At 68.4% G+C, this 11,275-nt stretch carries 10 protein-coding genes; all 10 read left to right on the forward strand.

Features of this window, described 5'->3' with window-relative positions; all coding sequences use genetic code 11:
* Positions 1-1,023: chemotaxis protein CheA (locus QRO93_RS09500; protein ID WP_285304120.1), on the forward strand; the 1,023-nt coding region annotated here is incomplete at its 5' end.
* A gap of 101 nt (positions 1,024-1,124) precedes the next feature.
* Positions 1,125-1,865 (forward strand): flagellar motor protein, encoded by a 741-nt coding sequence (locus tag QRO93_RS09505; RefSeq protein ID WP_006442919.1) that lies wholly within the window; start codon positions 1,125-1,127, stop codon positions 1,863-1,865.
* Position 1,866: 1 nt separating this feature from the next.
* Positions 1,867-2,883, forward strand: a complete 1,017-nt coding sequence (gene motD, locus QRO93_RS09510; RefSeq protein ID WP_049456094.1) for a flagellar motor protein MotD — start codon at positions 1,867-1,869, stop codon at positions 2,881-2,883.
* A gap of 4 nt (positions 2,884-2,887) precedes the next feature.
* Positions 2,888-3,670: a ParA family protein gene (locus QRO93_RS09515; RefSeq protein WP_053449666.1), complete on the forward strand. Its 783-nt coding sequence runs from the start codon at positions 2,888-2,890 to the stop codon at positions 3,668-3,670.
* Positions 3,667-4,884 (forward strand): chemotaxis protein CheW, encoded by a 1,218-nt coding sequence (locus tag QRO93_RS09520; protein WP_180878084.1) that lies wholly within the window; start codon positions 3,667-3,669, stop codon positions 4,882-4,884. The genes QRO93_RS09515 and QRO93_RS09520 overlap by 4 nt, the downstream gene beginning before the upstream one ends.
* A gap of 81 nt (positions 4,885-4,965) precedes the next feature.
* Positions 4,966-5,274 carry a lipid asymmetry maintenance protein MlaB gene (locus QRO93_RS09525; protein WP_040007804.1) on the forward strand — a complete coding sequence of 103 codons (309 nt, stop codon included), beginning with the start codon at positions 4,966-4,968 and terminating at the stop codon, positions 5,272-5,274.
* Positions 5,271-5,636, forward strand: a complete 366-nt coding sequence (locus QRO93_RS09530; RefSeq protein ID WP_005409521.1) for a response regulator — start codon at positions 5,271-5,273, stop codon at positions 5,634-5,636. Before QRO93_RS09525 ends, QRO93_RS09530 begins: the two co-directional genes overlap by 4 nt.
* 45 nt (positions 5,637-5,681) lie before the next feature.
* The gene (locus QRO93_RS09535) at positions 5,682-7,670 is read left to right on the forward strand and encodes a chemotaxis protein CheA (RefSeq protein WP_180878085.1); all 1,989 of its coding nucleotides are present in this window, start codon (positions 5,682-5,684) and stop codon (positions 7,668-7,670) included.
* Positions 7,671-8,009: 339 nt separating this feature from the next.
* The gene (locus QRO93_RS09540; RefSeq protein WP_180878086.1) at positions 8,010-10,259 is read left to right on the forward strand and encodes a methyl-accepting chemotaxis protein; all 2,250 of its coding nucleotides are present in this window, start codon (positions 8,010-8,012) and stop codon (positions 10,257-10,259) included.
* Positions 10,260-10,462: 203 nt separating this feature from the next.
* Positions 10,463-11,236: a flagellar brake protein gene (locus QRO93_RS09545; protein ID WP_053449662.1), complete on the forward strand. Its 774-nt coding sequence runs from the start codon at positions 10,463-10,465 to the stop codon at positions 11,234-11,236.
* The last annotated feature ends 39 nt before the right edge of the window (positions 11,237-11,275 follow it).

Consider the following 11,275-nt stretch of genomic DNA (forward strand, 5'->3'; position numbering starts at 1 on the left):
GAGCTGGACCGCGCGGTCTCCACCCTGGACATCGCCACGGCCCGCCTGCAGTCGGCAGTGATGCGTACCCGCATGCAGCCGGTCGGCAAAGTGTTCTCGCGCTTCCCCAAGGTGGCCCGCGACGTCGCCCGATCACTGAAGAAGGAAGTGGATCTGGAGCTGATCGGCGCCGAGACCGAGCTCGACCGCAACCTGGTCGAGGCCTTGGCCGACCCGCTGGTGCACCTGGTCCGCAACGCCATCGACCACGGCGTGGAAATGCCCGACCTGCGCGAAGCGCAGGGCAAGCCGCGGATGGGCCATGTGCGGCTGTCGGCCCAGCAGGAAGGCGACTATGTCAGCATCGAAGTGCAGGACGATGGCGCCGGCATCGACCCGGAAAAGCTGCGTGCGAAGGCACGCGAGAAGGGCCTGATCGATCCGGAAGCCGCAGCCCGCCTGAGCAGTGAGGAATGCCTGCACCTGGTGTTCCTGCCCGGCTTCTCGACCAAGCAGCAGGTCACCGATATCTCCGGCCGTGGCGTCGGCATGGACGTGGTGCAGTCGCGCATCCGCGAACTGAGCGGCCAGATCCAGATCCAGTCGGAACTGGGCCGTGGCAGCCGCTTCCTGATCCGCGTGCCGCTGACCCTGGCGATCCTGCCGACCCTGCTGGTGCAGGCCGGCGAGGACGTCTACGCGCTGCCGCTGGCGCGCGTGATGGAAGTGCTGCATGCGCCGCGCACCTCGCTGGGCTGGTTCGATGGCCGTGCCGTGCTCGACCGGCGCTCGCATACCCTGCCGCTGGTCGATCTGCGCCAGTGGCTGGATGTGACGCCGGCCGCCTCGACCCTGCTGACCATCGTGGTACTGCAGGCTGGCGAGGCCCGCTTCGGCCTGGTCGTGGACCAGGTTCGCGGGCGCGAGGAAGTGGTGATCAAGCCGCTGCCCAAAGCCCTGCGCGGCCTGCGCGGTTACGCCGGTGCAACCTTGATCGGCGATGGTCGCATGGCGCTGATCCTGGATGTGGATGGCCTGCGATGAACCCCGCCGGGCCCTGCCCGGCGGCCCGAAAACTGTGACTACCGTCTGTACGCGATCTCCCGGTGTCTCAAGTCCCATTCATACACGCCGATACCGGAACCATGGATAGACTCAGCCTCATTGGACTCTTTCTCGCCCTGGCCTCGCTGGTCGGTGGCAGCATCCTCAAGGGCGCCGGCCTGGCGTCGTTGTGGTCGCCTGCGGCGTTCGTGATCGTCATCGTCGGCACCATCGCCGCGATCCTGCTGCACACCTCGCCGGCAGTGTTCAAGCACGCGTTCAAGATCGTGCGCTGGGTCGTGCGCCCGCCGCACAGCGACCGCCGCGAGTTGATCCAGCAGATCGTCGAGTGGAGCAACATCGCCCGCCGCCAGGGCCTGCTGGGCCTGGAATCGCAGGTGGAAGCGCAGCAGGACCCGTTCCTGCGCAAGGGCCTGCAACTGCTGGTCGATGGCGTCGAACCCGAGTCGATGCGGCACATGCTGGAAATCGAACTGGGCAGCCAGGAACACCAGGACCAGGCCGGCGCCAAGGTGTTCGAGGCGATGGGCATCTATGCGCCGACGCTCGGCATCATCGGTGCCGTGCTGGGCCTGATCGCGGTGATGAAGAACCTGGCCGATCCGAGCAAGCTCGGCCACGGCATCGCCGCCGCGTTCACCGCCACCATCTACGGCATCGCCTCGGCCAACCTGCTGTTCCTGCCGATCGCCGCCAAGCTCAAGAGTGTGATCTCGCACAACACCCGCGACCGCGAAATGGTCATCGAAGGCCTGATCTCGATCGCACAGGGCGAGAACCCGCGCAACATCGAAACCAATCTCTCCGGCTTCCTGCACTGACATGGCCCGCCGCAAGCACCACGAAGAGCACGCCAACCATGAAGCATGGGCGATCCCCTATGCCGACCTGATGACGCTGCTGCTCGCCTTCTTCGTGGTCATGTATGCGATTTCCTCGGTCAACGAGGGCAAGTACCGGATCATGGCCGATGCGCTCACCGATGCCTTCGGCGGTGCGCCGCGCACCATCAACCCGGTGCAGGTCGGCAACAAGCAGGTGCAGGGCGGCGGCTGGGACAGCCCGTCGGTGATCAAGTCCGGCACCAAGATCGGTCCATCCGCACCCGCCCCGTCGCATGACCCGACGCTGCTGCCATCGATGGCCTCGCAGATGCGCATGCCGGTATCGGTGCACAACCAGGAACAGATCGCGCGCGCCGAGCGCCAGCTCAACAGCATCGCCGACCGCCTGACCGCCGCGCTGGCGCCACTGATCGACCGCGGCATGATCAGCGTGCGCCGCACCGAACTGTGGATCGAGGTCGAGATCAACAGTGACATCCTGTTCCCCACCGGCTCGGCCGCGCTGGACGTGCACGCACGGCAGACCCTGGCCAGCCTGGCCGACGTGCTGCGCGATGTGCCCAACAGCGTGCGCGTGGAAGGCCACACCGACAACGTGCCGATCGCCACCGCCACCTTCCCGTCCAACTGGGAACTGTCGGCCGGGCGCGCGGCCAGCGTGGTGCACCTGTTCGCCGACCAGGGCGTGCAGCCGTCACGACTGGCGATGGTCGGCTACGGCCAGTTCCGCCCGCGCGAAGAGAACGACAGCGCGCAGGGCCGCAACCGCAACCGCCGGGTGATGGTCATCATCCTGGCAGACACCTCGCACTCGGTCGATCCGCTCGGGCAGCGCCTGAACGCTGCCACCGGCGCCGTCGACACCAGCGCCACCGAACAAGCCGCCGCAACTCCGGCTACCGCCCCCACCTCCCCCATCGCACCGGTGAAGTTGCCGCCGGTGCCGGCTGGCAGCCGCGTCGGCGCCGCCGTTCCCCCGGCAATGAAGGAGTAAACCGATGCGCATCTGGGCAGTCGCCAACCAGAAGGGCGGAGTCGGCAAGACCACCACCACCCTCGCCCTCGGCCGCGGCCTGGCCGCGCTCGGCCACCGCGTGCTGCTGATCGACCTCGATCCGCATGCCTCGCTCAGCCGCGCCTTCGGCGTGCCGGTGGATCCGCCGCCGGCCGGCGTGCTGGAACTGTTCGGTGCACCACCGGCCGACCTGTCCAACCTGTGCCATGCCAGCAGCATCCACGGCCTGGACTACGTCTGCGCGCAGTCGGCACTGGCCACGCTGGAGCGTCGCAGCGCCAACCAGCCCGGCCTCGGACTGGCCCTGCAGAATGCACTGGCGCGCCACCAGGCCCAGCACGACTACATCCTGCTGGACTGCGCGCCGACCCTCGGCCTGCTGATGATCAATGCGCTGGCGGCTGCCGATCGCCTGATCATCCCGACCCAGGCCGAACCGCTGGCCCTGCACGGCCTGGATGGCATGGTCCGCACCGGCGAGATGGTCGAGCGCTCGCGCCGCCGTCCGCTGCCGATCTCGATCCTGCCCACCCTGTTCGACCGCCGTACCCGCGCCGGCAACGAGTCGCTGCGCACCATGCAGGACCGTCATGGTGCGCGCGTATGGGAAGACGCGATTCCGATCGACACGCGCATCAGCAATGCCGCCGGCCTCACCCTGCCCAGCGTCGGTGAGGACTACCCGGGCCGCGGCCTGGCCGCGTATCGCCGCGCCCTGAACTGGATTCTCGGCGAGGACGCACGCGCCCTGGAGCAGGCCGCATGAACAGCACCGGCGTACTGGACGACTACCTGGACGAACTGCTGGGCGAAGCCATTGTCGCCGCACCGCCCGCTGCGCCACCAGCAAGCGCTGGGCCGAGCGAAGCGGCCACCGAGCGCGAGCCGACCTGGGATGACCTGCCGGCCGAAGTGATCTACGAAACCGAAAGTGCGACCACTGCCCCGTGCACCGACAACGCCGCGCTCGAGGCCGCGTTCGAGGCGGCGGCGACGATCGAGCGCGAGCCGACCTGGGACGACCTGCCGGCTGAAGTGATCTACGAAACCGACACCGTGGCCGCTGCCCCGGCCGCGGACGACGCAGCGCTGGAGGCCGCATTCGAGGCCGCCGCAACGCCGGCCGCCATTGAAGGCGAGCCGACCTGGGATGACCTGCCAGACGAGGTGCTGCACGAGACAGCCCCGGCGCCGGCCACCGCAGGCACCGGCCCGGAACCCACCTGGGACGACCTGCCGGACGAAGTGATCTACGAGACCGATACGGCTGACAGCCATCGCCTCGCCCATACCGACAGCCCAGGCCTGCAGGCGGCATTCGAAGCCGCCGCGGGCGGCGAAGACGTCGCCACGCCGGCGCCGGCCGTGGTTGCCGCGCCGGTACCACCGGCAGCACCGCGGGCAGCCGCTGCACCCACCGCACGCGCCGCAGCTGCATCGCCACCGCGGGTCGCCGTGGACGCCCCCGCAGCCAGCCGCCCCAGCAGCTGGCAGGAACTGCAGGCGCAGGCGCACCACCCGGCCAGCAGCCCGCACCCGCAGAACCGCCGCGCCGGCGAGCGCACCTCGCGCTGGCTGCGCCTGCGCTGCGGCACCCAGGCCTATGCGCTGGAGCTGCTGAAGGTGCAGGAAGTGGTGCTGCCGGTGCCGCTGCTGCCGTTGCGCGGCACCGCACCGGCCATGCTCGGCATCATGAACCTGCGCGGCCAGGTGGTGCCGGTGATGGACCTCGGCCTGCACCTCGGTGCCGCCGCCGCCGAGGACGACGCGCAGACCCGCATCGTGGTGCTGGAGGAAGACGGCGAGACCATCGGCCTGCGCGTGTCGGCGGTGGAAGACGTCGCCAACCTCACCGACTCGCAGATCGAGCCACCCGATACCGCGCGCATCTGCCAGATCTCCAACGATCTATTCCGCGGCGTGGCGCGGGTCAGCCAGCGCCCGATGATCCTGCTCGACGCCACGCAACTGTTGAGCTGAGTCGGCGCATCGCGCCGATTCTTCTAAAGAACCCCGCCGGGGTGCCGTTATGGATCACGGAACCGTTTGTCCGGAGCAACGATGAGCACTGTCGAACTGGGTGAGGATCTCGGCATCGAGAGCAGCACCGAGCTCAAGAACCGCCTCGCCCCGCTGGTGGCGCAGGCCGGCGAGCTGACCCTGGATGCAAGCCAGGTCGCCCGCATCCACACCGCCGCCATACAGGTGCTGTGTGCGTTCGTGCAGGCCCGCCGCGAGGCAGGCCTGGGCACCGGCTTCCACGGTTGCACCGCAACCTTCCGTGACGCCGCGCGCCTGCTGGGCGTCACCCAGGCCCTGGGCCTGGACGCAACCCATGACAACCTGAAATCTGTGGAGAACGCTGCATGAGCGCACGTATCTTGGTGGTGGACGATTCGGCGTCGATGCGCCAGATGGTTTCCTTCGCCCTCACCTCGGCCGGTTTTGCCGTCGAAGAAGCTGAAGACGGCGCGGTCGCGCTCGGTCGCGCCAAGGGCCAGCGCTTCAATGCGGTGGTCACCGACGTCAACATGCCGAACATGGACGGCATCGCGCTGATCCGCGAACTGCGCCAGCTGCCGGACTACAAGTTCACCCCGCTGCTGATGCTGACCACCGAGTCGGCCGCCGACAAGAAGTCCGAAGGCAAGGCCGCCGGTGCCACCGGCTGGCTGGTCAAGCCGTTCAATCCGGAACAGCTGGTCGCCACCGTGCAGAAAGTGCTGGGCTGATCGCCCGGCACCGCTCCCCTTCTTCGCTTCCGGACCACCACTGCCATGAGCATGGACCTGCAACGCTTCCACGCCACCTTCTTCGAGGAGAGCCGCGAAGGCCTCGACGCGATGGAGGCTGGCCTGCTGGCCCTGGAATCGGGGCAGCAGGACGCGGAGATCATCAATTCGGTGTTCCGCGCCGCCCACTCCATCAAGGGCGGCGCCGGCACCTTCGGCTTCGATGCGATCGCCGGCCTGACCCACGTGCTGGAAACGCTGCTCGATGAGCTGCGTGCCGGCAAGCGGGCACTGGAAGGCCACGCCGTCGACGCCATGCTGTCCTCGGTGGACGTGCTGCGCGCCCTGTTGCGCGAAGCCGAACACGGCCAGGCCGCCGATCCCGCGGCCGTCGCCGCGGTGAAGGCTCGCCTGGAAGCGGTGCTCTCCGGCCAGGCCGCGCCGAGCGCCCCGGCCGCCGCGGCCGCCAAGGTGGACGACACGCCGGAAGCCTGGCAGATCGGCTTCACCCCGGCACCGTCGCTGTTCATGAGCGGCAACGATCCGCTGCGCATCATCCGCGAACTGGAACACCTCGGGTCGCTGCAGGTCGCCGCGCGCATCGAGCGCCTGCCCGGCTTCGCCCAGCTCGACCCGCTCGAGGCCCACCTGGCGTGGGACTTGGGCCTGGTCGGCAAGGTGCCGCGCAGCAAGATCGAAGACACCTTCGCCTGGGTGCTGGACGACTGCGAACTGGACATCCGTCCGGCGGCGCCGCCGAGCCTGGCCACCCAGGCCCCGTCCGCAACAGCCCCTTCCACACCAGCTCCTGCGGCACCTGCCGCACCCGCGCCCGCGGCCAGCGGCGGCGCACCCCAGGAAGCCGAAACCTCGATCCGGGTCAGCGTCGACAAGGTCGATGCACTGATCAACCTGGTCGGCGAACTGGTCATCACCCAGGCCATGCTCAAGCAGGTCTCGCACGCGCTGGACCCGGTTCTTGCCGAGAGCCTGTTCGCCGGCCTGGACCAGCTTGAGCGCAACACCCGCGACCTGCAGGAAGCGGTGATCGGCGTGCGCATGCTGCCGGTCGACGCGGTGTTCCGCCGCTTCCCGCGCCTGGTCCGCGATCTGTCCAGCCGCCTCGGCAAGCAGGTGCGCCTGCGCACCGTCGGCGAAGGCACCGAGCTGGACAAAGGCCTGATCGAAAAGATCGCCGATCCGCTGGTGCACCTGGTACGCAACTCGATCGACCACGGCCTGGAAATGCCCGACGTGCGTCGCGGTGCGGGCAAGGACGAGACCGGCACGATCACCCTGGCCGCTTCGCACCAGGGCGGCCACATCGTCATCGAAGTCAGTGACGATGGTCGCGGCCTGGACCGCGCCAAGATCCTGGCCAAGGCGCACGAGCGTGGCCTGGCCGTACCGGACAACCCGACCGATTCGCAGGTCTGGGACCTGATCTTCCAGCCCGGCTTCTCCACTGCCGATGCGGTGACCGATCTGTCCGGGCGTGGCGTCGGCATGGACGTGGTCCGCCGCAACATCCAGGCGCTGGGCGGCGAGGTGCAGATCGAGAGCAGCCTCGGCGCCGGTACCCGCACCCTGATCCGCCTGCCGCTGACCCTGGCCATCCTTGATGGCATGACCGTGGCGGTGGCCGGTGAAACCCTGATCCTGCCACTGGCCTATGTGCTGGAAGCCCTGCAGCCGCAGGCCGAGGACATCCGCAGCATGGCCGGCGAAGGCCGCGTGCTGCGCGTGCGTGGCGAGTACCTGCCGATCCTGTCGCTCAGCGAGTACTACGGCTACGGCAACCGTGCGCCGGGCAGCGAATCGCTGGTGGTGGTGGTCGAGGGCGATGGCCAGAAGATCGCGCTGGAAGTGGACGAGCTGGTCGGCCAGCAGCAGGTGGTGGTGAAGAACATCGAGAACAACTACCGCCGCATCGGCGGGGTATCCGGTGCCACCATCCTCGGCGATGGCCGCGTCGCCCTGATCGTCGACATCGGCGGGCTGGTGCGCTCGCTGCGGATGCCGCAGGCCGCCTGATTCCCATTGCAGGTTGACCAGAACCGCCGCCCTTCGGGGCGGCGGTTTTTGTTTGCGCGCCCCATTCCACCCGGGGTCAGATTCCTTCTGTGAACTCCGTCGGCGCCGTGCTTTCGCATGCAACTACGCCACCCAAGCGAAAGTCCCATCACAGCAGCACTTTCGCACCCGCGCCCCTACGCAACCGAATGTGATCTGCGTCCATAAAGTCCGCGCAGCCCGCGCCGTTATCCCGCAATGACGGCCGTCACCGAACCCCACCGGGCACCTCCGTTTGCTCTGCAACCACCCCCAGCCGCCGCGACTGCGCCGGCACCCTGCCCACCTGGAGCACCCTGCATGAAGTGGTTCCAAGATCTGCCCATCGCCCGCAAGCTGGCCGTGGGGTTCACCCTCACCACGTTGATGACCCTGGTCCTCGGCGCCTTCGCACTGTTGCGCCTCAGCGAGGCCAACACGCAGCTGGGCGAGATGGCCGGCAACGATATTCCGTCGGTCCAGCACCTGGGCGAGGCGCGCTCGCAGCTGGGTGAATTCCGCACCTACGAACTGGCGCTGCTGAGCATGCTCGACCAGCCGGACAAGGTGGCCGACTACAACAAGCGCATGGACGACACCGCCAAGACCGTACGCGACGAGCTGGCCGCGTACGCGGCGTTGCCGGCGCTGGCCAGGGAACGCGAGCTCTACCAGACCGCCAACGTGCAGCTGGAGCGCTACTTCGGCGCCAACAAGGCGATGCGCGAAGCCGTAGCTGCAGGTGACGGCGCACTCGCCCAGCAGATCTCCGACGAACAGTCGCGCCCAGCGCGCCGTGAACTGTTCGCGGCGATGAAGGCGCTCGGCACCCACATCGCCGGCCTGATGGACGCCAAGATCGCTGCCGCCAACGCCACCCACCGCACCAGCATGATCGCCATCATCGGCTGCATCGTGCTGCTGTCGCTGGTCGCGGCCGCGCTGGCCACGGTGATCTCGCGCGCCGTCACCGGCCCGCTCGGCAAGGCCGTGCACGCGATCCAGGCCGTCGCCCGCGGCGACCTCAGCGTCAGCACCCAGGCCACCAGCAAGGATGAGGCCGGCAAGATGCTGGCCGCCACCGCCGAGATGACCGCCATGCTGCGCCGCTTCAGCGAGCAGACCCAGCTGATGGCGCAGATGCATGCCGGCCCGGACATCAGCCACCGCATCCCGGAAGACTTCCCGGGTGTCTACGGCCAGCTGGCCGGCGGCATCAACACGGTAATCTTCGAGCACCTGGACGCGATCCGCGATGCCATCGACGTACTCAACCAGTACGCCATCGGCAATCTGGCCCCGGATGCGCGCCGCCTGCCCGGCAGCCGCGCGATCCTGCACGAATCGATGGACGCGGCCAAGGCCAGCCTGCTGGCGATCAACACGCAGATCCAGCAGCTGGCCGAGGCCGCCGCCGCCGGTGACTTCAGCCAGCGCGGCGATGCCCAGCGTTTCCAGCACGACTTCAAGCTGATGATCGAGCACCTCAACACCATGATGCAGGTGGCCGACGGCAACCTCGGCCAGCTGTCGCAGCTGCTGCAGTCGATCGCCGCCGGCGACCTGACCGCACGCATGGACGGCCAGTTCAACGGCGTGTTCGCCCGCATGCGCGACGACGCCAACACCACCGTCGCCCAGCTGACCCAGATCGTCGGCCAGATCCAGGCCAGCGCCTCCAGCATCACCCTGGCCGCCGGTGAGATCGCCTCGGGCAACAGTGACCTGTCGCGCCGCACCGAACAGCAGGCCGCCAACCTGGAAGAAACCGCCGCCTCGATGGAGGAGCTGACCTCCACCGTGCGCCAGAACGCCGAACATGCCCGCCAGGCCAACCAGCTCGCCATCGGCGCGCATGGCGTCGCCTCGCAGGGTGGCGAGGTGGTCGGCCAGGTGGTCACCACCATGTCGGCCATCGAAGCCTCGTCGAAGAAGATTGCCGAGATCATCTCGGTCATCGACGGCATCGCGTTCCAGACCAACATCCTGGCGCTGAACGCCGCGGTGGAAGCGGCCCGTGCCGGTGAACAGGGCCGTGGCTTCGCCGTGGTCGCCAGCGAAGTGCGTACCCTCGCCCAGCGCTCGGCCGCTGCCGCCAAGGAAATCAAGGGCCTGATCGACGACTCGGTCGGCAAGGTTGCCGAAGGCTCCAGCCTGGTGCACCAGGCCGGCAGCACCATGGGCGAGATCGTCGCCTCGGTGCAGCGCGTGACCGACATCATGGCCGAGATCTCGGCCGCTTCGCAGGAACAGTCGGCCGGCATCGAGCAGGTCAACCAGACCGTGGTGCAGATGGACGAGACCACCCAGCAGAACGCCGCGCTGGTGGAAGAAGCCACCGCCGCCGCCCGCGCGATGGAAGACCAGGCCGTGCAGCTGGGGGAAGCCGTGGCCCGCTTCCGGCTGGCATCGCAGGCGACCCCGGGCACCGCGCCGCGCCTGGCCACCGCACCGCTGCCGCGCCAGGTAGCGGCCGCCGCTCCCGCCCACAGGCCGACACCCGCACGTGCGCTGCGCGGCTCGAGCGCCCAGCCGGCACTGGCCGCCGACGGCGACTGGCAGGAGTTCTGACCCCACGCGGAAAGCATCCACGCATGGCGTGGATCTACCTGCGTGGCACATCGGGGTCAGGTTCCTTTCCTCCGGGAAAGGGATCTGACCCCTCACGCATGGAAAGTGATGTAATTCTCACTTCATAATCCGATGCAGAGGCCGATATCCCCATCGAGCCTCGCGCCAACGCGTGCTGGCGCCCGCCCCTGACCGTAGATTCCATGTCCGACGGCAACGACACTGCAGTGCATGATGTCCACGCGGCCGATGCCGCCGACGAACGTTTTCTGGTCCGCAACCCGCGCCAGCTGCGCCAGTTGCTGCGCTCGCTGATCGACCAGCGATCACTGATCAATGCGCATATCGACGGCCGCGACCGGTCATTCCCGACGGCGCTGCTTGATCTTGACGAGGACGAAGACTTCCTTCTGCTTGATGGCAGCCCGCAGGAGGCGTCCAACCGCGCCGCCGAGCAGGCCGACCACCTGCTGTGCTTCGCCCAGCTTGAACGGGTGCTGGTGCGGTTCCGCCTGCATGAACTGCAGCGCGTGGACAACGACGGCCACGTTGCGTTCCGTGCGCCCTTGCCGGACGAGCTGGTGCACCTGCAGCGACGCGAGCTGTACCGGCTGGAGACCCCGGTCACCGACTCGCCGCAGCTGCTGCTGCCGCCCGGCGAAGCCCGCGCCGAAGCGTTGTCGATGCGGGTGGTGGACATCAGTGGCGGTGGCCTGGCCGTGGTCGTGCCCAACGACTGCGCGGTGTTCGGCCTGCAGAAGCGCTATCCGGCGCAGCTGTCACTGCCTGATGGCCCGGACCTGGATATCGAACTGGTGGTCTGCAACCTGCTGCCGCAGCGCCAGCCCAACGGCATCGAGGTCAAGCGCGTCGGCATGCGCTTCGAGAGCCTGCCGCGCGGCGCCGACAGCGCCATCCAGCGCTACATCTTCCGCATCGACCGCCAGCGCAAGGCCCGCCGCAACGGCGAGATGTAGTCACGTGGTAGTGCCGGCCGCTGGCCGGCAACCTCGCGA

This window comes from Stenotrophomonas maltophilia group sp. Smal17 (assembly GCF_030237045.1).
In the GTDB taxonomy this organism is placed as follows: Bacteria; Pseudomonadota; Gammaproteobacteria; order Xanthomonadales; family Xanthomonadaceae; genus Stenotrophomonas; species Stenotrophomonas forensis.